Source organism: Bacillus sp. ATD (assembly GCF_050585765.1).
Lineage (GTDB): Bacteria > Bacillota > Bacilli > Bacillales > Bacillaceae > Bacillus > Bacillus stercoris.
This window is the reverse complement of the sequence record NZ_JBOBQH010000011.1, coordinates 14,180-41,119: the sequence shown is the minus strand read 5'-3', so window position 1 is coordinate 41,119 and position 26,940 is coordinate 14,180. Positions and strand designations below refer to the sequence as shown.

24 protein-coding genes and 3 pseudogenes are annotated in these 26,940 nt (G+C 45.8%); 12 read left to right on the top strand and 15 right to left on the bottom strand.

Translation table 11 applies throughout. The features are described 5' to 3' along the window. Window positions 1-30 precede the first annotated feature (30 nt). Entirely contained in the window at window positions 31-216 is a 186-nt protein-coding gene (locus ACQXR1_RS19530; RefSeq protein ID WP_003223132.1) for an SE1561 family protein, read from the bottom strand. A 144-nt stretch (window positions 217-360) separates the two neighbouring features. Between ACQXR1_RS19530 and yfkAB the strand changes: the two genes are divergently transcribed. Together yfkAB and mscC are read left to right on the top strand one after the other, a co-directional pair. Further along, on the top strand, window positions 361-1,482 hold the full coding sequence (gene yfkAB, locus ACQXR1_RS19525) for a radical SAM/CxCxxxxC motif protein YfkAB (RefSeq protein ID WP_103031741.1): 1,122 nt from the start codon (window positions 361-363) through the stop codon (window positions 1,480-1,482). Then, window positions 1,483-2,325: a mechanosensitive ion channel protein MscC gene (gene mscC / locus ACQXR1_RS19520; protein ID WP_082033036.1), complete on the top strand. Its 843-nt coding sequence runs from the start codon at window positions 1,483-1,485 to the stop codon at window positions 2,323-2,325. It begins immediately after the preceding gene. Window positions 2,326-2,363: 38 nt separating this feature from the next. Here mscC and ACQXR1_RS19515 read toward each other — a convergent pair whose 3' ends face one another. Both ACQXR1_RS19515 and cax read right to left on the bottom strand, forming a co-directional pair. Beyond that, window positions 2,364-3,158 (bottom strand): YfkD famly protein, encoded by a 795-nt coding sequence (locus ACQXR1_RS19515; protein ID WP_014663209.1) that lies wholly within the window; start codon window positions 3,156-3,158, stop codon window positions 2,364-2,366. A 70-nt stretch (window positions 3,159-3,228) separates the two neighbouring features. Further along, window positions 3,229-4,284 (bottom strand): calcium/proton exchanger, encoded by a 1,056-nt coding sequence (gene cax, locus ACQXR1_RS19510; protein ID WP_014663208.1) that lies wholly within the window; start codon window positions 4,282-4,284, stop codon window positions 3,229-3,231. A gap of 166 nt (window positions 4,285-4,450) precedes the next feature. On the opposite strand from cax, the gene ACQXR1_RS19505 reads away from it, so the two are divergent. Further along, the gene (locus ACQXR1_RS19505; RefSeq protein WP_430772717.1) at window positions 4,451-5,626 is read left to right on the top strand and encodes an MFS transporter; all 1,176 of its coding nucleotides are present in this window, start codon (window positions 4,451-4,453) and stop codon (window positions 5,624-5,626) included. A 198-nt stretch (window positions 5,627-5,824) separates the two neighbouring features. On the opposite strand, the gene ACQXR1_RS19500 is transcribed toward ACQXR1_RS19505, so the two are convergent. The 3 genes from ACQXR1_RS19500 to yfkJ are packed head-to-tail and all read right to left on the bottom strand — an operon-like array spanning window position 5,825 to window position 7,484. Further along, the gene (locus tag ACQXR1_RS19500; protein ID WP_014663205.1) at window positions 5,825-6,652 is read right to left on the bottom strand and encodes a YihY family inner membrane protein; all 828 of its coding nucleotides are present in this window, start codon (window positions 6,650-6,652) and stop codon (window positions 5,825-5,827) included. Window positions 6,653-6,675: 23 nt separating this feature from the next. Further along, a complete protein-coding gene (locus ACQXR1_RS19495; protein WP_003233665.1) occupies window positions 6,676-6,996 on the bottom strand; it encodes a hypothetical protein in 321 nt (106 codons plus the stop codon). A 17-nt stretch (window positions 6,997-7,013) separates the two neighbouring features. Next, window positions 7,014-7,484 (bottom strand): protein-tyrosine-phosphatase, encoded by a 471-nt coding sequence (gene yfkJ / locus ACQXR1_RS19490; protein WP_040083737.1) that lies wholly within the window; start codon window positions 7,482-7,484, stop codon window positions 7,014-7,016. Between the two features lie 202 nt (window positions 7,485-7,686). On the opposite strand from yfkJ, the gene ACQXR1_RS19485 reads away from it, so the two are divergent. Continuing rightward, window positions 7,687-7,902: a DUF1128 domain-containing protein gene (locus ACQXR1_RS19485; RefSeq protein ID WP_069149174.1), complete on the top strand. Its 216-nt coding sequence runs from the start codon at window positions 7,687-7,689 to the stop codon at window positions 7,900-7,902. Between the two features lie 164 nt (window positions 7,903-8,066). Next, window positions 8,067-9,257 (top strand): MFS transporter, encoded by a 1,191-nt coding sequence (locus ACQXR1_RS19480; RefSeq protein WP_227099693.1) that lies wholly within the window; start codon window positions 8,067-8,069, stop codon window positions 9,255-9,257. A gap of 39 nt (window positions 9,258-9,296) precedes the next feature. Here ACQXR1_RS19480 and yfkM read toward each other — a convergent pair whose 3' ends face one another. Continuing rightward, a complete protein-coding gene (gene yfkM, locus ACQXR1_RS19475; protein ID WP_151256877.1) occupies window positions 9,297-9,815 on the bottom strand; it encodes a general stress protein 18 in 519 nt (172 codons plus the stop codon). 243 nt (window positions 9,816-10,058) lie between these two features. Between yfkM and ACQXR1_RS19470 the strand changes: the two genes are divergently transcribed. Further along, window positions 10,059-14,429 (top strand): multifunctional 2',3'-cyclic-nucleotide 2'-phosphodiesterase/3'-nucleotidase/5'-nucleotidase, encoded by a 4,371-nt coding sequence (locus ACQXR1_RS19470; RefSeq protein ID WP_430772716.1) that lies wholly within the window; start codon window positions 10,059-10,061, stop codon window positions 14,427-14,429. Window positions 14,430-14,465: 36 nt separating this feature from the next. On the opposite strand, the gene ACQXR1_RS19465 is transcribed toward ACQXR1_RS19470, so the two are convergent. The 4 genes from ACQXR1_RS19465 to treP all read right to left on the bottom strand — a co-directional run bounded on the left by ACQXR1_RS19465 (window position 14,466) and on the right by treP (window position 19,180). Then, entirely contained in the window at window positions 14,466-15,131 is a 666-nt protein-coding gene (locus ACQXR1_RS19465) for an NAD(P)H-dependent oxidoreductase (protein WP_430772715.1), read from the bottom strand. 139 nt (window positions 15,132-15,270) lie between these two features. Further along, window positions 15,271-15,987, bottom strand: coding sequence for a trehalose operon repressor (gene treR / locus ACQXR1_RS19460; RefSeq protein WP_014113038.1), 717 nt, complete (start codon window positions 15,985-15,987; stop codon window positions 15,271-15,273). A gap of 20 nt (window positions 15,988-16,007) precedes the next feature. Beyond that, the gene (treC, locus tag ACQXR1_RS19455) at window positions 16,008-17,696 is read right to left on the bottom strand and encodes an alpha,alpha-phosphotrehalase (protein ID WP_430772714.1); all 1,689 of its coding nucleotides are present in this window, start codon (window positions 17,694-17,696) and stop codon (window positions 16,008-16,010) included. Between the two features lie 71 nt (window positions 17,697-17,767). Beyond that, on the bottom strand, window positions 17,768-19,180 hold the full coding sequence (treP, locus tag ACQXR1_RS19450) for a PTS system trehalose-specific EIIBC component (RefSeq protein WP_430772713.1): 1,413 nt from the start codon (window positions 19,178-19,180) through the stop codon (window positions 17,768-17,770). Window positions 19,181-19,371: 191 nt separating this feature from the next. Here treP and ACQXR1_RS19445 point away from each other — a divergent pair. The 3 pseudogenes from ACQXR1_RS19445 to ACQXR1_RS19435 form a co-directional block, all read left to right on the top strand. Then, window positions 19,372-19,519 (top strand): annotated as a pseudogene (locus tag ACQXR1_RS19445) (hypothetical protein); the annotation flags it as partial. 124 nt (window positions 19,520-19,643) lie between these two features. Continuing rightward, a pseudogene (locus ACQXR1_RS19440) lies at window positions 19,644-19,727 on the top strand (spore germination protein); the annotation flags it as partial. Window positions 19,728-19,772: 45 nt separating this feature from the next. Beyond that, a pseudogene (locus tag ACQXR1_RS19435) lies at window positions 19,773-20,047 on the top strand (endospore germination permease); the annotation flags it as partial. Here ACQXR1_RS19435 and ACQXR1_RS19430 read toward each other — a convergent pair. From ACQXR1_RS19430 to ACQXR1_RS19420, 3 genes are all read right to left on the bottom strand, one after another. Further along, window positions 20,044-21,459 (bottom strand): alanine/glycine:cation symporter family protein, encoded by a 1,416-nt coding sequence (locus tag ACQXR1_RS19430; protein WP_326275147.1) that lies wholly within the window; start codon window positions 21,457-21,459, stop codon window positions 20,044-20,046. The pseudogene ACQXR1_RS19435 and the gene ACQXR1_RS19430 sit on opposite strands and share 4 nt — an antisense overlap. Window positions 21,460-21,583: 124 nt before the next feature. Further along, window positions 21,584-21,976: a DUF1992 domain-containing protein gene (locus ACQXR1_RS19425; RefSeq protein WP_430772712.1), complete on the bottom strand. Its 393-nt coding sequence runs from the start codon at window positions 21,974-21,976 to the stop codon at window positions 21,584-21,586. Between the two features lie 27 nt (window positions 21,977-22,003). Further along, window positions 22,004-22,132 carry a hypothetical protein gene (locus ACQXR1_RS19420; protein WP_080478180.1) on the bottom strand — a complete coding sequence of 43 codons (129 nt, stop codon included), beginning with the start codon at window positions 22,130-22,132 and terminating at the stop codon, window positions 22,004-22,006. A 100-nt stretch (window positions 22,133-22,232) separates the two neighbouring features. Here ACQXR1_RS19420 and ltaS point away from each other — a divergent pair, with 100 nt between their 5' ends. Next, entirely contained in the window at window positions 22,233-24,182 is a 1,950-nt protein-coding gene (gene ltaS, locus ACQXR1_RS19415) for a lipoteichoic acid synthase (protein ID WP_014663191.1), read from the top strand. Between the two features lie 32 nt (window positions 24,183-24,214). Here ltaS and nagE read toward each other — a convergent pair whose 3' ends face one another. Next, window positions 24,215-25,573 carry an N-acetylglucosamine-specific PTS transporter subunit IIBC gene (gene nagE / locus ACQXR1_RS19410; RefSeq protein ID WP_014663190.1) on the bottom strand — a complete coding sequence of 453 codons (1,359 nt, stop codon included), beginning with the start codon at window positions 25,571-25,573 and terminating at the stop codon, window positions 24,215-24,217. A gap of 172 nt (window positions 25,574-25,745) precedes the next feature. Here nagE and map point away from each other — a divergent pair, with 172 nt between their 5' ends. Both map and ACQXR1_RS19400 read left to right on the top strand, forming a co-directional pair. After that, a complete protein-coding gene (gene map / locus ACQXR1_RS19405; RefSeq protein ID WP_003223067.1) occupies window positions 25,746-26,495 on the top strand; it encodes a type I methionyl aminopeptidase in 750 nt (249 codons plus the stop codon). A gap of 81 nt (window positions 26,496-26,576) precedes the next feature. Then, on the top strand, window positions 26,577-26,891 hold the full coding sequence (locus ACQXR1_RS19400; protein ID WP_014663189.1) for a DUF3243 domain-containing protein: 315 nt from the start codon (window positions 26,577-26,579) through the stop codon (window positions 26,889-26,891). Window positions 26,892-26,940: the final 49 nt, after the last annotated feature.

Sequence of the window (26,940 nt, the reverse complement as noted above, 5' to 3'; positions counted from 1 at the left end):
CCAATAGAAAAAACCGCGCGGCGCGCGGTTTTATTCCCAATCTTTTTTAAAACGTTCGTATTTGGCTTCCAGGTCATCAAGCATGCTGATGAGCCTGTCTATATCTTCAACGTCGGTTGCTTCAGGGTCTAATGAATCGATGACGTTCATAAACATGTCAAGTCTGTTCTTTAAATAATCAATCTGCTGATCTTTATTGTTTACGGCGTTCCCCATGCTGTTCCTCCATTCATTTTTTATTATGGTAGCTTATTTTTTGCGGTTTTTCAATTGCCGCGCTACTTGCGATCTTGGCAAATCAGGTCTAAAATTAACTGTTGGCAGCGTTAGTATGCCCATTTATAAAGGAGTTAGATAGTCATGACACAAAACACGAAGCTGCGTCCGATTACGCCTGAGTTTGACCCTTGGGAAGCCTATATGGATGTTGACCAATACGGAGACATGCAGCTGACAAACGTTGAATTCACAACGACGACACTTTGCAATATGAGATGCGAGCATTGTGCTGTAGGCTATACATTGCAGCCTAAAGACCCGAATGCTCTGCCAATAGATCTTCTGTTAAAACGGCTGGAGGAAATCCCTCGCCTGCGCTCCATCAGCATTACAGGCGGAGAGCCGATGCTATCGTTGAAATCAGTAAAGGAATATGTCGTTCCTTTATTGAAATACGCCCATGAACGGGGTGTGCGGACGCAAATTAATTCAAACCTGACCCTCGACATCGAGCGGTACGAATGGATCATTCCGTATCTCGATGTGCTACATATTTCTCATAACTGGGGTACAGTTGAAGATTTTGCTGAAATCGGCTTTGCCATGATGGACAGAAAACCGACCTTCGAACAGCGCGCGCGCTATTTTGAAAAAATGATCGAAAACAGCCGCACGCTCGTGGATGCCGGAGTAATGGTATCTGCGGAAACGATGCTGAACAAACGAACTCTTCCGCATATTGAGCATATTCACCGCCAAATCACAGAAGATATGAAATGTCAGCGTCATGAGGTCCACCCAATGTATCCAAGCGATTTCGCAAGCGCTCTTGAATCCCTCAGCCTGAAAGAGATGAGACAGGCCATTCACCGCTTGCTGGATATTCGTGATGAAAATACGTGGATGCTGTTCGGAACGCTGCCGTTTTATGCCTGCAGTCCGGACGAAGACGACCAAAAGCTGCTTCGCCGGCTTCGCTCGGCAAAAAACGTTACCGTGCGAAATGACCCTGACGGCCGTTCTCGCCTGAATGTAAACATTTTTGACGGAAACATTATCGTGACCGATTTCGGCGATACTCCGCCGCTTGGCAATATTCAGACGGACAGCCTCCCTTCCGCCTATGAAAAATGGAGAGAGACCAAGCTTGCACAAGAACTGAGTTGCCACTGCCCGAATGTCCGGTGCCTCGGACCGAATGTTCTTGTCAAAAACACTTATTATCAGGATACAGATTTCACAAAACGTCAAGCCAGGAGTTAGATGCGGATGGAAGAAACACTTACGGAGATTTTCCAGAATAAAATCGTCGATATTCTCCTCGTTGCCGTTATCCTTTGGATTGGTGTCTTTATCATCAACCGGCTGGTACAGCTGTTTTTTAAACGGACGGACTTTATTGAAGAAAAAAAGGAAAAAACGATTGAAAGCCTTGTCCGTTCTGTCACCCAATATACGGCGACGATTGGTTTTATCTTTTACGTTATTTCTTTATTTGTGCATGATTTCGGCAAGATATTAGCCGGAGCAGGCGTAGCAGGTATCGTGATCGGTTTTGGCGCCCAATCTCTGATCAAAGATGTGCTGGCCGGCGTCTTCTTAATATATGAACGCCAGCTGCACAAAGGCGATTATGTCACCGTCAACAACTTGTTTAACGGGACAGTGGAGGAGATCGGCCTTCGCTCGCTGCAAATCCGGGAATGGAGCGGCAAACTGCTCACCATCAGCAACGGCGAGGTCAGGCAGATAGAGAACTATAATATCCATTTTATGCGGATTATCGAATCCTTTCTCATCAGCTTTAAAGAAGATCCAGACCGCGTGTACAGCGTGTTGGAAGAGGCATGTGACATGCTGAATGAAGAGCTTCGTGATTCATTGAAGCGAGATGAATTCGGCAATCCGGCAGAACCGTTTCAAGTCCACGGCATCACCGCTTTGAATAAAATCAATCGCGGCGTCGAATTTACGGTGAAAGGCATGGTGAAGGATGATGATTATTTCAGCGCCAGCCTTGCAGCAAGACGAATACTCGTTCGCCAGCTGTACCAAAACAATGTGCAAATGCTTGAGGAAGCGGTCCGAATTGAGAGAACCCAATAAACAAAAAAACTGATTCCGAGTCGGAATCAGTTTTTTATTTATCTGATCAGTGAGGAAAGCTGAAAGCCAAACGTGACATGATCTTGAACCGGAATCCATGCGCCGATTCCCTGTGACGTGACATTTTTCACGACGAGTTTTCGTTTATTTCCTTTCAGCACTAAGTACACTTCTCCATAAGTCACTTTTCCTTTTTCATTCACAGCCGGTGCATATGCATGTAGATAACCGATTTTTTTAGGAGCGACTTTATAAATCTGATCCCGTTTTGTGCCAGCCCCGATGACCGTCTCAAATGCTAGCGGAAGGTTCGTTTTCTTCATCGCTTTTTGCATCATCATGCTTTTGACATCTTCAGCATTCGGAACTTTAGCTGTCAGGCCGCCCTTCACTTTGTACTGCTGTTCCTGGGCATAATGCATTTCAGCCGTTTCTTTCCCGCCGCGGTTATCCGCACGGTTTGTATTGATTTTTTTATATTCCCAGTTTGCGACTGTTTCATTTGATTCATAGCCGAGCGCCCATTTCCCGAGAAATATTGTCGCACGGTACCCTACTGCAAGCGGTGTGCCGGATATGTTGGATTCATTCAGCATTTTGATGAGATGCGGGTTTTCAATCTCCACCTCAGAATGATCGAGCAATTCCTTTGCCAGCTTGCTCGGCTGAAGCATTGGCTGATCCTGTGAAGCATTCGGATACGTGTTTTCCTTTGAAATGCTTGCGACAGAATTAGGAACCTTAAACTGCTTTTTCGCGTGGATAGGCTGAACGCCGAAAAAACTAAAGAATAACAACACAATAAGTGTGGAATGAAATAGCTTTTTCATCATATCACTCTTTCTATGGCATTTTCCCTTAGTCTTTTCATCCCGCTTTGTTGTTATCCAACATTTTTTCAGGTTAAAGAAGGAAAAAGCCGATCGCCATAATGACATATGCGGCAAGCAGTGTCGCCCCTTCAAACCAGTTGGAATCCCCGTCGTTCGAAATAGCGATCATCAAGAGAACCGCTGATACCATCGCGACGAGCTCCGGCAATGTAAAGACAAGCGGCATGCTTGTCGGAAAAAAGATAGAACAGATGACGAGCACCGGTGCGACAAACATAGCGATCTGCAGCGTAGAACCGACTGCGATTTCAACCGCTACGTCCATTTTATTTTTGAAGGCCATAATAATCGCTGACGCGTGCTCCGCCGCATTTCCTACAATCGCCACGATGATGACCCCGATAAACAGCTCGCTCCAGCCGAACTGCTCAGCCACCGAGTGGAATGTGTGGACAAGGTTTTCGGATATGTATGCCACGACAATCGTTGCCGCAAACAACACAATCGTCGCAACCTTCCCTGACCATTCCGGCTGTTCCTCCTCTTCATGCTGGGCGGCATTGTTTGGCTGATAAACTCCGCGGTGCGTGACGAGTTTAAAATACAGCGCCGCGACATATAACAGAATCATGATAATGCTGATGCCAATGCTTAAATTGAGCTTGCTCGCGTCTCCCATTCCAATAGAAAATACTTCGGGAATCACGAAGGCGACAATGACGGCAAAAATCAAAAGCCCTGAATTATGGCGCGCATCATGAATATTAAACTCTTGGCGCTTATACTTTAAACCGCCGACAAAAAACGATAGGCCCGCGACCAGCAGCAGGTTTCCCAGCACTGAACCGGTTAAAGAGGCAAGTACGATTCCTGTCAGGCCTTCCTTTAATGCAAAAAGGGAAATAATCAGTTCAACCGCATTCCCGAAGGTGGCGTTCAACAAACCGCCTATGCGGGGTCCTGCAATAATGGACAGTGATTCTGTCGCCCTTCCCATATAGCTTGCAAGCGCGATAATTGTCACGCAGTAAACGGCAAAAAGAACCGCGGAAGGCCAATGCATCAAACTGCCAATCACAGAAAGCGGAACACCGGCCGCCACTAAAATAAAAAAGATACGATTCATGGTGAAATGGCTCCTTTTTTATGACTTGTTTTATTTTTATTCTTCTCAAAAACCTTCATGATTACACGAGGGCAAATGTTTAGCGTGATATAGGCTTTTTTCAGGTTGCCTGCTTTTGGAAAACGTTGTACGATCAACATAGATTCCACATAAGGAGAACGACACGATGTCACGATTTCATTTCTTTATCCTTGTCTTGCTCGTTTCCATTTCCGGGTTTTCACAAGGCATGCTGCTGCCTGTCATTTCCATCATTTTTGAAACAAATGGAGAATCCGCTGCTGTCAACGGCCTGCATGCGACCGGACTGTATATCGGCGTTCTTTTGGCTTCGCCGTTTATGGAAGCGCCGCTCAGAAAACTCGGATTCAAGCCGCTGATCGTCATGGGCGGGAGCATTGTCATTTTAAGCTTATTCGGATTTATTTGGCTTCAGTCAGTTTGGGTCTGGTTCCTGCTTCGCCTGTTTATTGGAATCGGCGACCATATGCTTCACTTTTCTACGCAAACGTGGGTAACCTCCATGTCATCAAAACAAAATCGCGGAAAAAACCTGTCTATTTACGGGCTTTCCTTTGGCCTTGGATTTGCCGCGGGTCCGTTCATGGTGCCGCTTGTCAAGCTGAGCCCGTCGCTTCCTTTTATCGTGTCCGGCTGCATCAGTCTGTTTGCGTGGCTTTTTGTTTTCTTTCTACAAAATGCATACCCGCAAACCAGTCCTCATGAAACCAAAACTGACAATAGTTTCAGGCGGTTTTATCAGGCCATGCTGTTTGGATGGGTTGCCTTTATGCCTACATTTGGCTACGGGTTTCTGGAGACGGCGCTGAACGGAAGCTTTCCCGTTTACGCGCTCCGTTTGGGGATATCAGTAGACGCAGTAGCGATCATCCTTCCCGCATTTGCAATTGGAAGCATTATCTTTCAGTTTCCGCTCGGCATCCTCAGCGATAAATACGGCAGGCGGAATGTGCTGCTGGTGATTTTACTGACTGGGGCTCTTTGCTTTTTCATCGCCGGTGTATTCCCTTTGCCTTACGTGATCGGCGGCTGCTTTTTTATTGCAGGAATGGCAGTCGGATCAACCTTTACACTTGGCATCAGCTATATGACAGATCTTCTCCCGCCTCATCTCCTGCCGGCGGGAAACCTGCTTTGCGGCATTACATTCAGTCTTGGCAGCATTCTCGGCCCAATTGCCGGCGGCTGGTATATGCAGACATTTGAAAGCGCAAACTTGTTCTACTTCATTACTCTTACGCTTAGCGCTGTATGGCTGGCCCTTGTGCTGGGCAAACCGAAAAGCTGGTCACCGGCTGAAATCTATTCTTCATCTTCCTAATCAAAAAGCCTCCCGACATGATGTCAGGAGGCTTTGATGCTAATGGTAGCCGTTTTGTCCGTTGGCGCTTCCGCTTGTTTTATGGCTCGATTTGCTTTTTGAATTTTGTTTGTTATGGCTTCCGCCTTTTTTCGTATGCTTGGTCATCACGATATCCCCCCGACTTCTTTTTGAACCGAAGTTCGTTTATAGGATGCGCTAATGGTAGGGATTTTCATCAGGAAGCTTTTTACGTTTATGTAAAAGAGCGTTGATTTCTCCGCCTAGGATAATTAAGATACCGCTCAAGTAAAACCAAATCATCAGAACGATGATTCCCCCGATGCTCCCGTAAGTGGCGCTATAGTTCGCAAACGTGCTGACGTAAAACGAAAACAATGTGCTGACAATGATCCAGCCGAGGGTCGCAAAGACCGCACCCGGCATGACAAACCGGAGAGACAGCTTTTTGTTCGGTGCAATCACATACAGCGCGGAAAAAACAATCAAAAGCACAAGAGGGCTGACACCCCAGCGAATGGCGGCCCAGACGGATAAAAACAGATCCGACGCCCCGACAAAGTCAGAAGCGAGCCTTCCAATCTCCCGGCCAAATACCGGCAGAAGCAAAGCCACTAAAATCGTAAATACCATGGCAATCGTCAAAAAAATCGAGGTTAGACGAACAATGATAAAAGAGCGGTTTTCTTCCACATCATACGCGTGGTTTAACGACCGGACGATCGCGTTCATTCCATTAGACGCAGACCATAATGCGGCGATAATCCCGAAGGACAGCAAACCGCCATTTCGATTATTTAAGGTTTGATGGGTAATGGATTCAACGAGAGACATCGCACTGGCGGGAGCATATTGTTCTATGACTCCTAAAACATCATCGGTAGAAAGCGGAAGATACGCGGTGAGCGTCAGCATAAAAATCAAAAACGGAAACAGTGACAATAGAAAAAAATACGCCAGCTCCGCTGATTTGCTTTGTCCTTCGTGAAGGGTGTATCTGCTGAAAAGCTCTTTTAAAAAACTCATGTCGCCTCACCTCGCATGTTTGATCATTTTTTTGAAAAATGCTCTTTCGTTTCTTGCACAAGTTCCATCACTTGCGGTGTTGTTTTCTTCAGCTCTTTCACCTGCTGATTCACAAAGTCGACTTCCTTTGAAAGCGTTTGGGCGAGCTTTTTGGCCTCATCCACTTTTGTGATGACAGTGTTTTTTAACAGCTCCGGATTGCTTTTATACAGTGAAAGTTTATGCTTGCATGTCAGCCATCTCATGCCGCACGCCTGTCTTGTCGGCTTATGGAGCAGTGATAACGCCGCGCCTGCCGCAGCTCCGAGAAATATCCCTTTCAGCATTAAACGTTCGTTGTTCATGCAAATTCTCCTTTCACTCACAATTGTTTTTCTTTTTGAATCGACGCAAGCAGATGCTCACAGCCCGATTTGATTAATTGGCAAACCTCTTCAAAATTCCCCGTGTAGTAAGGATCGGGAACATCGGCTAGATCTGAATCTTCAACATAGTCCAAAAGCCTTTTGATATGCGGGGTGTTTTTAAATCCCGCCATGCTTCTGAGACTTCCGATATTTTCTGCATCCATTGCAATGATGTAATCAAAATCGGCCAGATCCTGTTCGCTGACTTGACGCGCCAGCATGCCATCAAAGCTGATTCCTTCTCTTCGCAATATCTCCTGCGTTCCCTCATGCGGGGGGTTGCCGATGTGCCAGCCGCCAATACCGGCTGAGTCCGTCTTGATTTTCCCCGCTAATCCTTTTTTGGCTGCCAAGTCCCGAAAAATCGCTTCCGCCATCGGAGACCGGCAAATGTTTCCTAAACAAACAAATAACACGCTTATCATGTTGTGCAACCTCCCTATTCTTTGCCCCTATTTCTCTAAAAAGAAACCTTCATGAATATCTTAGTAGGATGTTCATTTCCTTTTCAACTGATGTCTTCACTTTTTTGGAATAAACAGCCTGCTTTTAGAATAGGGTTTTTTTCTGAAGGAATTCTGTTAGAATAAAACATACCTATATTGCGCAAAGAAAGGATGGAATCATTTGTCCAGCCCAAATACAGAAACATTAACTCAAATGATTGAAGAGATTTCCCAAAAGCTGAACATGCTGAACGTCGGCGTGATCAAAGCGGAGGCTTTCAGTGATGAGAAGATCGAAGACCTCACGTACCTTCACCGCATGGTGATGAAAAAAGAATCATTCAGCCCAAGTGAAATGCAGGCAATTGCTCAGGAACTAGCCTCGCTTCGCAAATAATGGAGACTGGCCGGAAACTCGGCGAGTCTTTTTTATCATTGCCTCAAAACCAATTTTCCTTAACAGGCGCCATTTATATCTGCTTAATTTTTGCATTCGAAGAAACAGGCTGCCAAACATGATACTCATGACAGTGTTCGAATAAGTTGTGAAGGAGTACAAGCATGAAAACGTCACATATCAAAACAGCATCCGGAATGTATATCAACTACTTCTTTCTGGGGATGGTCAATATCATTCTCGCATCCAATATGCCCTCTTTAACAAAACAATGGAATACCGATCCGACCGGCATCAGTTATGTCATTGCCGCTATCGGGTTTGGCAAACTGCTGACATACGGCATTTCCGGGGTTTTATCTGATAGAATCGGCAGAAAGCCGCTTGTTGTCGCTTCTGCGGGAATTATGGCCGTCTTTTTAGTCGGTATTCCTTTATCACCGAGCTATGAGCTGGCGTTTGTGTTCGCCTTATTAGCGGGAGTTGCAAATTCAGCGATGGACGCAGGAACATATCCCGCCCTGACCGAACTCTTCCCGGCTGCTTCCGGTTCGGCGAATGTCTTGGTCAAAGCCTTTATGTCTGTCGGGGCAGCCCTTTTGCCGCTTTTGATCACATTTTTAGCAGACCACAGCATGTTTTACGGATTTGCTTTTTATCTGCCGGCAGCGGTCTATCTCCTGAATATTATTTATTTATCAACGCTTTCGTTTCCTAAAAAACATAAGAAACCAACTGATAGCGGCCAACAGGAATCTTCCGTTTTCTTGTCTGAACCTGTTTTTCAGAAAGAAGGCACCGCACTGATTATCATCGGTTTTACATCCACGGCTTTATTTACGGTTTCTCAAATCTGGCTCCCGAGCTACGCGCAAAAGGCAGCCGGGTTAGCTGAATCAGCATCCGTACAATTGCTGAGCTATTATAGTATAGGGTCTCTGGCATCTGTTTTATTATTAGCCGTTTTGCTGAACAGATGGGTCAAACCTGTCTTCATAACGCTCTTATATCCTATTATTACTTTATGTACGCTCGCAGTTATGCTGACGGTTCATACCCCAGTTGTGCTGGACATCACTGCCTTTTTCTTAGGCTTTTCTACTGCAGGTGTGTTTCAAATGACCATTACGTTAATGACAGAGCTGTTCTGGAAGCGAAAAGGAACCGTTACCGGAATTGTAGCGACCGCTTCAAGCCTTGCATCGATTCTGCTTCCGATTGCAACAGGCCTTATCGCAAAAGCTGGAGGCATCGCCCATATTTTCATATTCGACTTCGGCATTGCGGTCATCGGAACGGCTGCAGCGGCTTTCTTGTATTACAGGTACAAGAAGCTGACAGGCGCTCAAGCCTAAGCAACAAAAAAACGGACGCCCGTGAGCGTCCGTTTTTTCTTATTTCTCAAGCAATGCCAAAGATTCGCGGTTAAATGCCGGGATATCATCCGGTGTGCGGCTAGTGACCAATTGATCTTGGCAAACAACCACTTCCTTGTCCACAACGTCGGCACCGGCGTTTTCCATGTCAACACGAATGGACGTATAGCCTGTTGCTTTTCGGCCGTCGAGCGCTTTCGCATTGATTAAAAGCTGCGGGCCGTGGCAAATGGCGAATACCGGTTTTTTGTCAGTCATAAACGCTTTTGTAAATTGGACGAAACGATCGTCAGCGCGAAGCTGGTCTGGCGAAAATCCTCCAGGAATCAAAAGCGCATCAAAGTCTGAAGGGTTTACGTCGTCAATGGAAGCGTCAACTGTCACTTCCGCTTTCCCCTGCTTGCCTTTTACTGTTTTTCCTTTTTCAGTTTCGATGACAGTCAGTTCATGTCCCGCTTCTTTAAAAGCTTTCGTAGGCTCAGTGTACTCGCTGTCCTCAAAGTAATCTGTCAAAACAACTGCAATTTTTTTCCCCATGGTTCATAACCTCCCGCTTTAGATGTCTACATAAAACACTCTACCCCAGCCACAATAAAATAAACATTTTGCGAATATGGACAAGCGATAAGCATAAATACCCAGCATTTGTCGTTTGAAGCTGCTACATAGTACTCATTTTTCTCCCTTTTACAATAATCATAAAGAAACACCTACAAATAGTTACAAAATATTCTTACAATAGGAGCTGTAACACAAATTTCGTTGAAAGGTGGAGAACTGGTGAGAATACAGAAAAGACGAACACACGTCGGAAACATTCTCCGTATTCTTTTGCCCCCAATTATGATACTTAGCCTAATCCTCCCAACACCACCCATTCATGCAGAAGAAAGCGCGGCTCCTCAGGTGCATCTGAGTATTTTGGCCACGACTGATATTCATGCCAATATGATGGATTATGATTACTACAGCGACAAAGAAACGACGGATTTCGGGCTGGCAAGAACGGCGCAGCTGATCCAAAAGCACCGCGAGCAAAACCCTAACACCCTGCTTGTGGATAACGGCGACTTGATTCAAGGGAACCCGCTGGGTGAATACGCGGTGAAATATCAAAAAGACGACATTATCTCCGGCGCGAAAACCCATCCGATTATCAGCGTCATGAATGCGCTGAAATACGACGCCGGGACGCTTGGCAATCACGAATTCAACTACGGACTCGACTTTCTCGACGGCACAATCAAAGGAGCCGATTTCCCGATTGTCAATGCCAACGTCAAAACAACTAGCGGCGAAAACCGTTATACGCCGTATGTGATAAAAGAGAAAACGGTCACTGATGAAAACGGCAAGGAGCAGAAAATAAAAGTCGGCTACATAGGCTTTGTCCCCCCGCAAATCATGACATGGGACAAAAAGAATCTTGAGGGGCAGGTTCAGGTGCAGGATATCGTAGAATCCGCCAATGAAACAATCCCGAAAATGAAGGCGGAAGGCGCAGATGTCATTATTGCTCTCGCCCACACCGGCATTGAAAAGCAGGCGCAATCATCAGGCGCAGAAAACGCCGTGTTTGACCTTGCCACTAAAACGAAAGGCATTGATGCGATTATCTCGGGCCATCAGCACGGGCTCTTTCCTTCCGCGGAGTATGCAGGTGCTGCTCAATTCGATGTGGAAAAAGGAACGATTAACGGCATTCCTGTCGTCATGCCAAGCAGCTGGGGCAAATACTTAGGCGTGATTGACCTCAAACTTGAAAAGGCGGACGGCTCATGGAAGGTTGCAGATTCCAAAGGCAGTATTGAATCTATTGCCGGCACCGTCACATCCAGAAACGAAACCGTTACAAACACCATTCAGCAAACACACCAAAACACACTGGAGTATGTTCGAAAGCCAGTCGGCAAAACCGAAGCAGAAATTAACAGCTTCTTTGCCCAGGTCAAAGATGATCCTTCCATTCAAATCGTTACTGATGCGCAAAAATGGTACGCCGAAAAAGAAATGAAGGATACCGAGTACAAGGACCTGCCGATTTTATCAGCCGGAGCGCCGTTTAAAGCAGGCGGCAGAAACGGAGCCAATTACTACACAAACATTCCGGCCGGAGATCTTGCGATTAAAAATGTCGGTGACTTGTATCTTTACGATAATACTGTTCAAATCGTCAAACTGACAGGCAGCGAAGTGAAGGACTGGCTGGAGATGTCAGCAGGCCAATTCAATCAAATTGATCCATCTAAAGGCGGCGATCAGGCCTTGCTGAACGAGAATTTCCGCTCCTATAATTTTGACGTGATTGACGGCGTCACATATCAAGTCGATGTGACAAAACCGGCTAAATACAATGAGAACGGAAAAGTGGTTCATGCGGATTCATCCCGGATCATCAACCTTTCCTATGAAGGCAAGCCGATCAGCCCAAGCCAGGAATTTCTTGTGGTCACCAATAATTATCGTGCGTCCGGAGGCGGCGGGTTCCCTCATCTGACGAGCGATAAAATTGTCCACGGCTCTGCGGTTGAAAACATGCAAGTGCTGATGGATTACATTATTGAACAAAAAACAGTCAATCCAAAAGCAGACAACAACTGGTCAATCGCGCCTGTTTCCGGTGCGAATGTGACGTTTGAATCCTCGCTTTTGGCCAAGCCATTTGCTGATAAAGCAGACGACGTCGCTTATGTAGGCAAGTCTGCGAATGAAGGCTATGGTGTGTATAAGCTGCAATTCGATGATGATTCAAATCCAGATCCACCTAAAGACGGACTGTGGGATCTGACTGTCATGCACACGAATGACACGCACGCCCATCTCGATGACGCAGCGAGACGAATGACGAAAATTAACGAAGTGCGCAGCGAAACAAACCACAACATTCTCCTTGATGCGGGAGATGTGTTTTCCGGTGATCTGTATTTCACAAAATGGAACGGTTTGGCCGATTTGAAAATGATGAATATGATGGGCTATGACGCCATGACCTTCGGAAACCATGAATTTGACAAAGGCCCGACAGTGCTTTCTGATTTTCTAAGCGGAAACAGCGCGACCGTTGATCCAGCGAACCGCTATCACTTTGAAGCGCCGGAATTTCCGATTGTCAGTGCAAACGTAGATGTGTCAAATGAGCCCAAACTGAAATCATTTGTCAAAAAGCCGCAAACCTTTACGGCAGGTGAAAAGAAAGAGGCCGGCATCCACCCTTACATTTTGTTAGACGTTGACGGGGAGAAAGTCGCCGTATTCGGACTGACAACGGAAGATACGGCCACCACCTCAAGTCCGGGCAAAAGCATCGTATTCAATGATGCCTTTGAAACAGCACAAAACACCGTCAAAGCGATTCAGGAAGAAGAAAAGGTAAATAAAATTATTGCTTTAACCCACATTGGTCATAACCGTGACCTTGAGCTCGCCAAAAAAGTAAAAGGCATTGACTTGATCATCGGCGGACACACTCACACCCTCGTTGACAAAATGGAGGTCGTAAACAACGAAGAACCGACGATCGTGGCGCAGGCAAAAGAATACGGCAAATTTTTGGGGCGCGTTGATGTCGCGTTTGATAAAAACGGCGTTGTGCAAACCAACAAATCAAATCTGAGCGTGCTGCCAATTGATGAACATACAGAAGAAAACGCAGAAGCAAAACAAGAGCTCGATCAGTTCAAGAGTGAATTAGAAGACGTCAAAAATGAAAAAGTCGGCTATACGGATGTGGCGCTTGACGGCCAGCGTGAGCATGTGCGTACGAAAGAAACGAATCTCGGAAACTTCATCGCGGATGGTATGCTGGCAAAAGCGAAAGAAGCAGCCGGCGCCAGAATAGCGATAACAAATGGCGGCGGCATCAGAGCCGGCATTGACAAAGGGGATATCACACTCGGCGAGGTGCTCAACGTAATGCCGTTCGGCAATACGCTTTACGTGGCCGATTTAACCGGAAAACAAATTAAAGAAGCCCTTGAACAAGGCCTAAGCAATGTGGAAAACGGCGGCGCTTTCCCTCAGGTAGCCGGAATCGAATATACCTTTACATTAAACAACGAACCTGGACACCGTGTGTTAGACGTGAAAATTGAATCGCCTAACGGAGACAAAGTTGCTATAAATACGGATGATACCTACCGCGTGGCAACAAATAATTTTGTCGGCGCCGGAGGAGACGGATATTCTGTCTTTACACAAGCCTCCCATGGTGAAGACCTTGGCTACGTTGATTATGAGATTTTCACCGAACAGCTGAAAAAACAAGGAAACAAGGTCTCTCCTAAAATTGAAGGACGGATCAAAGAAGTATTCCTGCCGACAAAGCAGAAGGATGGCACCTGGACACTTGATGAAGACAAATTTGCGATTTACGCTAAAAATGCCAACACGCCGTTTGTCTATTATGGAACACATGAAGGATCACAAGAGAAGCCTATCAATCTTAAAGTGAAGAAAGATCAGGTCCAACTTTTGAAAGAAAGAGAGTCAGATCCTTCATTGACGGTGTTCAACTACTGGTACAGCATGAAGATGCCAATGGCGAACCTTAAAACCGCAGACACTGCAATCGGAATCAAGTCGACGGGAGAGTTGGATGTGTCATTGGCAGATGTATATGACTTTACAGTAAAGCAAAAAGGAAAAGAGATAAAATCATTCAAGGAGCCCGTTCAGCTTTCGCTTCGCATGTTTGATATTGAAGAAGCCCATAATCCTGCCATTTATCACGTCGACAGAAAAAAGAAAGCTTTCACAAAGACAGATCACGGATCAGTTGACGATGATATGGTGACAGGATATACAAACCACTTCAGCGAATACACGATCTTAAATTCCGGAGAGAACAACAAACCGCCGGCATTCCCGTCAGATCAACCGACAGGCGGGGATGACGGCAATCATGGCGGCGGCTCCGACAAACCTGGCGGAAAACAGCCGACTGACGGGAACGGAGGAAATGATACGCCTCCTGGCACTCAACCGACTAACGGTTCGGGCGGGTCAGGAACAGACGGCCCGGCTGGCGGCCTGCTTCCCGACACAGCCACATCCATGTACTCGATCCTATTGGCCGGATTTCTGATTAGTGCACTCGGCACGGCATTGTACTTACATCAGAGGAGAAAACAGAATAGAGCGAATCAGGCATAAAAAAGAGCTGCTCGCTATGCGAGCAGCTTTCTTTATTTAAACCCACTTCACAACATCTTCAACAGCAGATCTTGTTTTCGGACGAGGGTCTCTCACTCGGTAGCCGAATGCCACCATCACAGAAATATCAAAGCTTCCGTTTTCCAGAAGCCCTTCTTCTTCAAGAATGCGGTGAATGTGATCATACTGGAAACCTTCGATCGGGCAGGAATCAACACCAATTTGCGCAGCGGCAGTCATCATGTTGCCAAGCGCAATATAGGTTTGTTTTGATGCCCAGTCAAACAATGTTCTGTCACTTTCAAGCAAATGCAAATCGTTTTTCTGGAATTCTTCTGTTTTGCTTAGATAGCCTTCATACACGTCTTGAGGCATTTGTTTTACTTCTTTTAAATGACGTTTGATGTAGTCCGCATTATATTTCATATCCTTCGCTGTACGTGCGAGAATCAGGACGAAATGGCTTGCGGTCGGCAGCTGCTTTTGCGCGCCCCATGTGTATTCGCGAAGCTTCTCGCGGAATTCCGGATTTTGGACGACGACAAATTTCCAAGGCTCAAGGCCGAGTGAGCTTGGAGACAGTCTTCCTGTTTCTAAAATAAATTCAAAATCGCTGTCTGACACTTTTTTATTCGGATCAAATTCCTTTGTCGCATGTCTGAAATGGTATGCATCCAAAATGTGTTTCTTTAGATCTGCCATGTTAAACACCTCTCCTTTAGGTTACTCTCATCTCTATTGTAGCCATTATGATAAAAAGTAAAAGTACGCACATTTTTGTTGGATAGTATCAATTTTGATACCAAACAAAAAAGCGCGCTGCCGCAGGCAGGCGCCTCTTTCACTTTCCCCGCCGCGCAAAATCGACAAACCGGAATTTGTCGAGGCGGTGTCTGCTTTCCGTATATTGAAACAAACTGGTATCCTCCAAAAAGACGTAGTTTCTCACCACAACCATATGGTCATAGCCGCGTAAATCGAGCAGCTCTCTGTCCTCGTCCGTACACGGCTCGGCGACAATTTCTTTTTGGGCGTAACTGATCGAAAGACCGAGTTCTCCTTCTATATATTCATATATGGAGTTTTCACAAATTTCTTTCGTCAGGTGAGGGACATGCTTTCTGAAAAAGTAATCCTTGTCCAAAATCACATGTTCCCCGTCAATCTTTCTAGACCTGATAACTTCCCAGATGTCGTCATCCGGATTGGCCCGGAGCTGCTTCTGGATCAGCTCTGACGGAGGCTCCAGCCCGAATTTGTGTACAGTTGTTTTCGTTTCTTTGCCGAGCGTTTGCGCGAGCTCCTTGAAGCTGACAAGACCCGAAACGGGAAACTGCATTTTTTCACGGTTGAGAACGATGGAGCCTTTCCCTCTGATTTTCTGAATATAGCCGTTTTGCGCGAGCATATGAAGCGCCTTTCGGACCGTTTCTCTTGATGTATCATACTGTGCGGTCAACTCATGTTCTGACGGAAGAATCTCCTCCGCTTTCCATCGGCCGCCTTCGATTTGCTGTGCGATGTCTTTATAAATTGTGATGAATTTATTCACCTTCATTATGGACCACCCAGCTTAGTTTAACACGGTTTCGTTAAACGATAAACAATGGACTCATACGGACGGAGCGTCATGTTCTGCAGCTCTTCCCTTGCTTCATCGTTCGTCAACAGCACCTCTGCCTTCCATTCGTCAGGCGCTAAAGAGTCCGGCACTGTAAAGGCCGCCTCTGTCCCGTAAAAATTATTGATCACGAGCAGCTTTTCATTGCGGCCGTGTCTGAGATACGCAAAAATGCTCGGGTCATCCTTTGCGATTAACTCATACGTCCCCTCTGTCACGATGTCATACATTTTGCGAATCTGAATTAATTTTTGATAATGGTAAAACACCGAATTTTGATCCCTCAGCGCCGCTTCAGCATTGATTTCCCGATAGTTGCCGGCAACCGGTATCCATGGTGTGCCCGTTGTAAAACCGCCATTCTCCGTAGCATCCCACTGAACGGGGGTTCTGGAATTGTCACGGGATTTCGCCTGTAAAATCGCTGTGATCTCTTGATCAGCCATTCCTTTGTCCTTCAAGGCGTGATACATGTTCAGCGATTCCACATCCCGATAGGAGCTGATGTCAGTAAACTTCGGATTCGTCATCCCCAGCTCCTCGCCCTGATAAATATAAGGCGTGCCCTGCATCATATGAATGGCCGTAGCAAGCATTTTCGCCGATTTCACCCTATACGCGCCATCATCTCCATATCTTGATACAACGCGCGGCTGATCATGATTGCACCAGAACAGAGCGTTCCATCCCCCTCCTGCGTGCATCCCCGTTTGCCAATCGGATAGGATCTCCTTCAGCTTTAAAAAGTCAAACGGCGCCAAGGCCCATTTTTCGCCGTTTGGATAGTCAACCTTGAGATGATGGAAGCTGAACGTCATGTCTAGTTCCTTATTGGCAGGATTCGTGTATCGGATGCAATGGTCTACCGTCGTTGAAGACATCTCACCGACCGTCATGCTGTCATAATGTGAAAACACCTTTTCGTTCATTTCATGCAGATATTCGTGCACCCGCGGCCCGTCAGTGTAATAGGCACGGCCGTCTTCTCCGGCTTGCGCATCCGGAAAGCGCTGGTCTTTAGAAATCAGGTTAATGACATCAAGCCTGAAGCCGTCTATCCCCTTTTCAAACCAAAAATGCATCATGTCATAGACATGCTTTCTGACCTCTTCATTTTCCCAATTCAAATCAGCCTGCGTCACATCAAACAGATGCAAATAGTATTGTCCCGATGCTTCATCAAACTCCCATGCCGGGCCGCCGAATTTCGATTCCCAGTTCGTCGGAAGAGAACCGTTTTCCCGCGGGCTTTTCCATATATAAAAATCACGGTATGGGCTGTCGATTGAAGAAATCGCCTCGCAAAACCATTTGTGCTCTGTTGACGTATGATTGACGACAAGATCCATGACGACTTTCAAGTCTCTTTTATGCGCTTCGGATAGTAATCTTTCAAAATCCTCCATCGTTCCATATTCAGGATAAATCGAGTAATAATCACGAATATCATACCCATTATCCTGCTGCGGAGAATCATAAATCGGCGTCAGCCAAAGCACATCCACCTGAAGTGTTTTTAAGTAATCGAGCTTTTCGATGATGCCGTTTAGATCACCTACTCCGTTTCCTGTCGTATCGTTAAAGCTTTTCGGATAAATTTGATAAACCACAGCTTTTTTCCACCATGGCGTTTGTTCTGTTTTCATCTGTTTCCACCACCGATTTTTAAATGATAAACGGGAAAAGGGAACGATAAACACGTCCCGTTCCCCATTGGTTATTTATGTTTGAATCTTGCATACGCGTATGTTCCGGCAAACGGTACGATCAATACAATGGCCATCCCGATAGCAAACGCGCCCCAGTACTGGCTCATGATTGAGAAAATCCCCGGCACACCGCCGACACCGACGGAGCTGGCCAGCACACCTTGAGAAGAAATATACATTCCGGCCAGCCCAGAGCTGACCATTGCGATGATAAATGGGAATCTGTATCGCAGATTCACCCCGAAGATGGCAGGCTCTGTAATGCCAAGATAAGCAGAAATCCCTGACGTGAGGGAGAGGCCTTTTTGTTTCTCATCCTTCACGATAAACATCATGGCCAGCGCGGCCGAACCTTGGGCGATATTAGAAAGCGCCAGCATCGGCCATAAAAAGGTGCCGCCGAGCTTTGATCCGATGAGCTGCAGGTCAACGGCAAGAAACGTGTGATGCATACCGGTAATCACGAGCGCTGAGTAGAAGCCGCCATATAACAAACCGCCAAGTGCGGCAAAAGAATCGAACACCGAGATAAGTCCTGAAGTCAGCACATTCCCGATCGCAAATGTAACCGGACCGATCAAAATAAAAGAGGCAAATCCTGTTACGAGAAGCGTAATCGGCGCGACAACGAGAAGCTGTATGCCCTCAGGTGTGCGTTTTGTTAAAAACATCTCAATCTTCGCCAGCATATAAGAAGCAAGCAAAATGGGGAGCACCTGGCCCTGATAGCCGACTTTCTGCACCTCTAGGCCGAGTAAATTCCATACCGGGATCTTTCCGCTTTGTTCTGCGGCGCCATATCCCCACGCATTCAGCAAATCAGGATGCACGAGCATAACCCCGAGCACAATGCCAAGAAGCGGATTGCCGCCGAATCGTTTGACGGCAGACCATCCGATTAACGCAGGCAGGAACGTAAAGGCTGTTCCTGCAATCAGGTTAATCATATTAGCAAGATCCGCCCACTGCGGATAGACCTGCACAATCGATTTTGTACTGAAGAAAATGCCTTCCGCCGTTAAAATGTTATTGATCCCCATTAAAAGACCCGCCGTGACAATTGCAGGCAATATTGGAATGAAGATATCTGCAAGCGTTTTCACAGCACGCTGCAAAGGATTCATATTTTTTTCTGAAGCCTTCTTCACATCATCCTTAGTTGACTCGCCAATCCCCGTTTCCTTGACCAGTTCAGCATATACTTTGTTGACAGTTCCCTGGCCAATGACGACCTGAAACTGTCCGTTTGTCGAAAATGAGCCCTTTACCACATCAATTTGATCAAGCGCCTGTTGGTCAACCTTGCTTTCATCTATTAATGCAAAACGCAAACGTGTAACACAATGAGTTGCCGCTGCAATATTTTCAGCACCGCCGACTGCTTCGACAATCTGACGTGCCGATTTGTTCAGTTCCCCCATGCCAACCCCTCCGTATCCGTTTTTATAACTTGTATATACAACTTATGATTATATTGTATTCCTGTATATACATGTAGTCAACCATTTTTTATAGCGCTTTCATCCTAGTCCGGAATATATGAAACAGACAAGGTTACCCTAAAAGTCACAAACCCTTATTGAATAAGACATAAAAAGCAGGGTAAGCTTCTATGAATAAACGCGACAAAGCGCTTCAGCTCATCAAAGAGCTTGAAGACAATCAGGACAGACCGAACTCTCCCGATTTGAAGGAAAGACATCGTATTTAGACAATTTGACTTTGGAAATGGGCTGTGCGGATTTATTGTTTATGAAGAAACATTGAAGAGTTTATAACAGAATCGACCATCAGAGGATCAAGAGAGGGCTTCACTGAAAGCCTCAGGGTATAATGTTCATCGCGGCGTCTGCCCGCTAGCGATTTCTTTCCCGCCATAAAGCTGAGGCTCTCCGTGAAGAGGGAGTGCGCCTGCCGAAAACCGTTGGCCAGACGGTCAGCATCCTCGGCGCTCTTGTTATTGGGACAGTACTGATGCGGAAATTGTGTCTGCCCCATGGTGATGATTGTATCTTGGATCGTTCAGCCCTGATCATCACGGCCTTTTGGATTTCCGTCATTATAGTGAAGTATCGTGGTACAGCCTATCGCTCTTACACTCAAAAAACGACACGAAAGCCATGTATACACCAACCGGCAGCTTTTGGTTCTTCTTACATACAAATCAGCTAATCGACTTTAACAGAATCAAACCAATCATTAATGTAGTGATATCTCTTTTGCTGCCTTTACTCATTTATTTGATCATAAAAAGCAAAGCATTGTTCGGCGCAAAAGCAAAACACTAGGAATTTTTAGCTTCTTTTGTTGGATAAACAGGCTTCTTTTTCGTTTTTCTTATATCTTTCAGGTAGTACTGTTCAGATGTAAAGAATTCGGTGTACAGCGCTTTTACCTTTCTGCTCAATAACAAGAGCGCAATCACATTCGGGACAACAATAAAAACCAATGCTAAGTCCAATACGCCCCAAATGGCTTTTGCTCCGCCTGCGGCACCTATGATAATAGCCGCTAAATAAACGAATTTAATCACATGTCCTGCCAGCCGCCCGAACAAAAATTCAGCTTGCTTTACGCCGTAAAAAATGACAACCATAATGGTTGATACAACAAAGAAGACGAGAGAAACTGAGACGAAATACCCTCCTCCAGAACCAAAATAGTGCTGAAATGCGGCCGTTGTCAGTGCTGCCGGGTCATGTGAGGCGTTCTTCCCTGTCCAGACACCAGATGCAAGGACGATAAAAGCGGTAGTCGTACAGATGATCAAGGTGTCAATGACAATGCCGATCACAGACCAAAAACCTTGCCGCACTGGGTGATCAGTCATAGCTGCCGCGTGTGCAATCGGGGCTGTGCCCATTCCGGCTTCATTAGAATACAGCCCGCGGGCAAATCCCCAGCGAACGGTTTCAGCCAGAGCAGCACCAGCGAACCCTCCAACTGCTGAAGAAGAAGTAAACGCATTTGAAAAGATAAGAGAGAAAAACGCCGGCACTGATGATAGATTCATGAGAACAATCAGGAGACCGGCTCCCGCGTATGCCCCTGCCATAAGAGGCACGACAAACTCTGTTACTTTTCCGATCCGCTTTACTCCTCCGATCACCACTAACCCGATCAAAAACGCTATGCCGATTCCTGCGTATATTTTATTGAAAGAAAACGTCTCGGCAAGCGAGACTGAAACCGAATTTCCCTGAACCATAATGCTCGGGATCAGCTCCACGATCAGCGCAACAGAGAAGAATACGCCGAGCCATTTCATGCGCAGCCCTTTTGTTATGTAATACATCGGTCCCCCAACGAATTCACCCTGCTCATTTTTTTCTCTGTAATGAACAGCAAGAACACTCTCAGAAAACTTAATCGCCATAGCAAATAAGGCAATAAGCCACATCCAAAAAACCGCTCCGGGCCCTCCAAACATAATAGCGGCAGGCACGCCGACAATGTTCGCCGCACCGATCGTTGAACTGAGGGCCGAGGTCAATGCCTGGAGCGGTGTGACCGTCCCCTCTCCCTTCGGCTTTTTTCCTACGCTGCCGATTGTCTGTTTGAAAATGTATAAAGGATAGCGAAATTGAAAACCTTTCAGCAAAATAGTGAAATACAACCCCGTCCCCGTCAGCAGAATGATTAGCGGCGGCCCCCACAGCCAATCAGATATATGCTCTATCCACTCTAATAGTCGTTCCATCCCATCACCCTTTTTTCGTTTATGAGTCATTTCCCATAGATGGAAAAACATAAACCTTTAGACATAGAACTTGGAATATAAAAAGGATGGCTTCTCTCAATCGCCATCCTGCAGACAAGACAAATCAGCTGGAAGAAGGTCTGTTTCGTCCAAGCCGGTCATATACTTTATTCTTATAAAAAGCGGATGCTGGCTTTGAAAACATGTCTTTTTTGTCAACAAGCTTATCAAGCAGCAATTGCTTTTCAGATTTTGTTCTGATTAATTGCTCTCGTTCTTTTTCGTCATAGCACTTTTCGATTAAATGGTCGATGGTCATAAGCTCTTTTTTGAGCGCACCCTCGTCCTCAGCCATTCCCGCATTTTTCAACATACGGTAGCCCATGCGCAGCGATTCCGGCAAGTGTGCCGCGTCATCCTTCGGCAGCGGTTTTCCCATTCCCGGGAGGTTTTGAAAGTCCCCGTCTTTGATGGCGCGCTTAATTTTATCTTCAGACACAATATGGGAAAAATCCATCCTTCCACCTCTTTTCATCTATTCCGTCTATTTTATCATATAATGATCATTGTACCATTTTATTCCTTTATTTCTAGAAAGATACCTTGTTTTACATTTGGTCATTTCAAAGCGAAACGTTGATTCGACGGCGTTTTTCGCCACTTTCTCCATCATACGATTTTCACTTTTCTAATCTGCTGATTCGTGTTATATTGGATACGTTCGTTTTTTCTATCGTTTCGCTCGAACTGGATCGGAAAAAAGGAGTGTAACAATGAAAACATTTATAAAAGAAAGAGGACTGGCCTTCTTCTTCATCGCGGTCGTCCTGTTATGGATCAAAACGTATGTCGGTTATGTCCTGAACTTCAACTTAGGAATAGACAACACGATACAAAAAATATTGCTTTTTGTGAATCCTCTTAGCTCAAGCTTGTTCTTTCTTGGCTTTGGACTCTTGTTCAAGAAAAAATTACAGCGGACAGCCATTATAGTGATTCATTTTTTAATGTCTTTTTTACTGTACGCAAACATTGTGTACTACAGATTTTTCAATGATTTTATTACAATTCCGGTCATTATGCAGGCTAAAACAAACGGCGGCCAACTCGGTGACAGCGCATTTTCGCTGATGAGACCGACTGACGCCTTTTACTTTATCGACACGATCATCCTGATCATCTTGGCGATCAAAGTGAACAAGCCTGCCGAAACGTCAAGCAAAAAATCGTTCCGAATTATTTTAGCGTCTTCGATTCTTGTGTTCTTGATCAACCTGGCAGTTGCGGAATCAGACCGTCCTGAATTGCTGACAAGATCATTCGACCGGAACTATCTTGTGAAATACTTGGGAACATACAATTTCACAATTTATGACGCTGTACAGAATATCAAGTCCAACAGCCAGCGCGCGCTTGCCGATTCCAGCGACGTGACGGACGTAGAAAACTATATGAAAGCCAATTACGATGTGCCGAATAACGTGTATTTCGGCAAAGCGGAAGGAAAAAACGTCATTTACGTTTCACTTGAATCTTTGCAGTCATTTATCATCGACTATAAAATTGACGGCAAAGAAGTGACACCGTTCTTAAATAAACTGGCACATGATAACGAAACGTTCTACTTTGATAACTTTTTCCACCAAACGGGACAAGGTAAAACATCTGATGCTGAATTTATGATGGAAAACTCTCTGTACCCGCTGGCTCAAGGTTCAGTTTTCGTAAACAAAGCGCAAAACACGCTGCAATCCGTTCCGGCGATTCTGAAGTCTAAGAATTACACATCTGCCGCGTTCCACGGGAACACGCAGACGTTCTGGAACCGTAACGAAATGTACAAAGCGGAAGGCATTGATAAATTCTTTGATTCTGCCTACTATGACATGAACGAAGAAAACACGAAAAACTACGGCATGAAAGACAAACCGTTCTTCAAAGAATCAATGCCGCTGCTGGAAAGCCTGCCGCAGCCGTTCTATACGAAGTTCATTACCCTGTCCAACCACTTCCCATTCGGAATGGATGAGGGGGATACAGACTTCCCGGCTGGAGACTTTGGTGACTCTGTCGTCGATAACTACTTCCAGTCAGCCCATTACCTTGATCAGTCCATTGAACAATTCTTCAATGATCTGAAAAAAGACGGGTTATATGATAAATCAGTTATTGTGATGTACGGAGACCACTACGGCATCTCTGAAAACCACAATAAAGCGATGGCGAAAGTGCTTGGCAAAGATGAAATCACTGATTACGACAATGCCCAGCTTCAACGGGTGCCGCTCTTTATCCACGCTGCCGGCGTGAAGGGCGAGAAGGTTCATAAATATGCCGGAGACGTCGATGTGGCTCCTACCATTCTGCATCTGCTCGGAGTGGATACGAAAGACTATCTGATGTCCGGGTCTGATATTTTATCGAAAGAACACCGTGAAGTGATTCCGTTCCGAAACGGAGACTTTATTTCACCAAAGTACACGAAAATATCCGGTAAGTATTACGATACGAAAACCGGCAAAGAACTCGATGAATCCGAAGTCGACAAGTCAGAAGACTCACTCGTCAAGAAGGAACTTGAAATGTCTGATAAAATCATAAACGGAGACCTGCTGCGGTTCTACGAGCCGAAAGGTTTTAAGAAGGTAAACCCTTCTGATTATGATTACACAAAACATGACGAAGATTCTTCCGAAACGTCAAAGGATAACGAAGATAAATAAGAAAAAGCGGAGAGGTTGCCCTCTCCGCTTTTTTATTTGACGGCAGCTCTCAATTCCTCAGCTGCAAATTCCACATTCGGCCCAATAATGACTTGAACCGATTGCCCGCCAGATTTGACAACCCCTTTTGCGCCTGCTTTCTTCAAAAGCGCTTCATCCACCAAAGCGGTATCCTTCACAGTCAGTCGCAGCCTTGTGGCGCAATGATCAATGGTTTGAAGATTTTCTTTTCCGCCGAGCCCTTTCAGCATGATGTTTTCATTTACATCCTGAACCGTATTTTCATCCAGCACTTCATCCACATCATCATCTTCCCGTCCCGGCGTTTTTAAATTCAAAGCCTTAATCAGTACATAAAACACGATAAAGTATACTGCCGCATAGCATATACCTACAAAAAGCAGAAGCAGCGGTTTTTCTGCGATTCCGTAGCTGAGCACATAATCGATAGCTCCGGCTGAAAAAGAGAAGCCGGAGCGGATGCCGAGCCAGTTGACGATAAATAAAGATAACCCGGTTAAGATCGCGTGAACAGCGTATAAAAGCGGAGACAAAAACATAAATGCAAACTCAATCGGCTCCGTAATCCCTGTGATAAACGCCGTTAATGCAAACCCAATCATCATTCCCGCCGTCGCTTTCCGTTTAGACGGCTTCGCAGTCACAACCATAGCCAGACACGCCGCTGGAAGACCGAACATCATGATTGGAAAGAATCCGGTCATATATGTGCCCGCTGTCGGATCTTTCGCGAAAAAGCGAGCCAGATCCCCTGTCACTCCGTTATATTCTCCGAATTGGAACCAGAAAATATTGTTCAGTACGTGGTGAAGGCCAAGCGGAATTAACAGCCTGTTGAAAAGGCCGAATATGCCCGCTCCGATGCCGCCGAGCCCGAGCATCCACTCTCCAAATGAGTTTATGCACGATTGAATCGGCGGCCAGACGACTCCGAATATGCCGGCTAAAATGATCGTAATGATGGCAGTTATAATCGGCACAAGCCGTCTGCCACTGAAGAACCCGAGATATTCAGGCAGCTTGGTATCCTTGAAGCGGTTATAGGTGTAACCAGCAATTAAACCGGCAATAATTCCCCCAAACACCGCCATGTTATTTGTTTTGTCAATTGTCTTTGTCGCCGCGTCAAGCATCAGATACGATATCGCCCCTGATAAACCCGCGGCCCCATTGCTGTCCTTCGAAATGCCGATAGCAATTCCGATCGCAAAAATAAGCGGCAGATGATCAAAAACCGCCGTCCCCGCCTGATAGACAAACGGGATATTAAATACATCCTCTCTGCCAAGCGCAAGGATGATTCCAACCGCAGGCAGAACCGCAATCGGGAGCATAAATGACTTCCCGAGTTTTTGTAAAAATGAAAGCATACCCATCCCCCTCATACCCTTTTTTTTTTCAAATATACCATATAAGATATCTAGTGATCTATACCAATTTTCCCAAGGCATTTCTTTTTTCCCAGGTCCGTGTGTTTCCTATTTTTAAGACAGTTGTGGTAAGCTTAATCTAGATTATTTAAAAAGAAAGCGGGAATGACAGATGATTGTAACAAACGATCAAGAATTAGAAGGCCTGAAAAAAATCGGAAGAATCGTCGCGCTTGCGCGTGAAGAAATGAAGCGAAAAGCAGAGCCCGGCATGAGCACAAAAGACCTTGACCTTATCGGAAAAGCTGTGCTTGATGAGCATGGCGCCGTTTCAGCTCCTGAGAAGGAATACGATTTTCCAGGTGTAACATGCATCAGCGTAAATGATGAAGTGGCTCACGGCATACCAAGCACTTCCAAGATTTTGAAAGCAGGGGACCTTGTCAACATCGACATCTCCGCTGAATTTGGCGGGTTCTATTCCGACACAGGCATCTCATTTGTACTCGGTGAAGGAGAAGAACGCCTTCATAAGCTTTGCCAATGCGCGGAAGACGCTTTTCAAAAGGGGCTTCAGCAGGCAAAAGCAGGCAAGCGCCAAAACCAGATCGGAAGAGCCGTTTATCATGAAGCACGCTCTCAAGGCTTTACCGTCATCAAAACACTGACCGGCCACGGAATCGGCCGCAGCCTGCATGAAGCGCCGAACCACATCATGAACTATTATGACCCGTTTGATAACGCGCTTTTCAAAAACGGCACAGTGATCGCGCTTGAACCGTTTATTTCTACGAAAGCGGAAACGATTGTTGAAGCTGGAGACGGCTGGACGTTCAAGACGCCGGATAAAAGCATGGTTGCCCAAGTTGAACACACGATCGTTATTACAAAAGACGAACCGATTATCCTGACGAAGCTGTAAAACACATTCCGGACTTCCGGCAGGTTTAGCCTCCTCGAATTGCAGGTAAAACAACATTATTCTGCACGAGGAGGACTTGCAATGAACAGAGATCAAGAAAAAATCCAAATTGAAAACGAAATGAACGCGATGCACGGCACAACAAAAGAAGACATTTTAAAAGACTTTGAGGAATTTAAAGACTACTTGAAAAAACAAGTCAATCGAGGCAAAAAGCTGGGATTGGATGACGGCAAGCTGGTGAAAAGCGCCGCGATCCTGGGAGACTACCTCGCAAAGCATGAAGAGCCGCAAAACGGTGAAGAAATGCTGCTGCAAGAGCTTTGGAGCATTGCGGACGAAAATGAGAAAACACATTTGGCACAGCTTCTGGTCAAATTGGTTGATAAACAATAAAACATGAGCCGGGCGATATATGCGCCCGGCTTTCTTGATATTGTCACAG

Coding starts and splice junctions, on each gene's coding strand:
- ACQXR1_RS19530 (WP_003223132.1), bottom strand. CDS start 216: ATGGGGAACGCCGTAAACAATAAAGATCAGCAGATTGATTATTTAAAG.
- yfkAB (WP_103031741.1), top strand. CDS start 361: ATGACACAAAACACGAAGCTGCGTCCGATTACGCCTGAGTTTGACCCT.
- mscC (WP_082033036.1), top strand. CDS start 1,483: ATGCGGATGGAAGAAACACTTACGGAGATTTTCCAGAATAAAATCGTC.
- ACQXR1_RS19515 (WP_014663209.1), bottom strand. CDS start 3,158: ATGATGAAAAAGCTATTTCATTCCACACTTATTGTGTTGTTATTCTTT.
- cax (WP_014663208.1), bottom strand. CDS start 4,284: ATGAATCGTATCTTTTTTATTTTAGTGGCGGCCGGTGTTCCGCTTTCT.
- ACQXR1_RS19505 (WP_430772717.1), top strand. CDS start 4,451: ATGTCACGATTTCATTTCTTTATCCTTGTCTTGCTCGTTTCCATTTCC.
- ACQXR1_RS19500 (WP_014663205.1), bottom strand. CDS start 6,652: ATGAGTTTTTTAAAAGAGCTTTTCAGCAGATACACCCTTCACGAAGGA.
- ACQXR1_RS19495 (WP_003233665.1), bottom strand. CDS start 6,996: ATGAACAACGAACGTTTAATGCTGAAAGGGATATTTCTCGGAGCTGCG.
- yfkJ (WP_040083737.1), bottom strand. CDS start 7,484: ATGATAAGCGTGTTATTTGTTTGTTTAGGAAACATTTGCCGGTCTCCG.
- ACQXR1_RS19480 (WP_227099693.1), top strand. CDS start 8,067: ATGAAAACGTCACATATCAAAACAGCATCCGGAATGTATATCAACTAC.
- yfkM (WP_151256877.1), bottom strand. CDS start 9,815: ATGGGGAAAAAAATTGCAGTTGTTTTGACAGATTACTTTGAGGACAGC.
- ACQXR1_RS19465 (WP_430772715.1), bottom strand. CDS start 15,131: ATGGCAGATCTAAAGAAACACATTTTGGATGCATACCATTTCAGACAT.
- treR (WP_014113038.1), bottom strand. CDS start 15,987: ATGAAGGTGAATAAATTCATCACAATTTATAAAGACATCGCACAGCAA.
- treC (WP_430772714.1), bottom strand. CDS start 17,696: ATGAAAACAGAACAAACGCCATGGTGGAAAAAAGCTGTGGTTTATCAA.
- treP (WP_430772713.1), bottom strand. CDS start 19,180: ATGGGGGAACTGAACAAATCGGCACGTCAGATTGTCGAAGCAGTCGGC.
- ACQXR1_RS19430 (WP_326275147.1), bottom strand. CDS start 21,459: ATGGAACGACTATTAGAGTGGATAGAGCATATATCTGATTGGCTGTGG.
- ACQXR1_RS19425 (WP_430772712.1), bottom strand. CDS start 21,976: ATGGATTTTTCCCATATTGTGTCTGAAGATAAAATTAAGCGCGCCATC.
- ACQXR1_RS19420 (WP_080478180.1), bottom strand. CDS start 22,132: ATGATGGAGAAAGTGGCGAAAAACGCCGTCGAATCAACGTTTCGCTTT.
- ltaS (WP_014663191.1), top strand. CDS start 22,233: ATGAAAACATTTATAAAAGAAAGAGGACTGGCCTTCTTCTTCATCGCG.
- nagE (WP_014663190.1), bottom strand. CDS start 25,573: ATGCTTTCATTTTTACAAAAACTCGGGAAGTCATTTATGCTCCCGATT.
- map (WP_003223067.1), top strand. CDS start 25,746: ATGATTGTAACAAACGATCAAGAATTAGAAGGCCTGAAAAAAATCGGA.
- ACQXR1_RS19400 (WP_014663189.1), top strand. CDS start 26,577: ATGAACAGAGATCAAGAAAAAATCCAAATTGAAAACGAAATGAACGCG.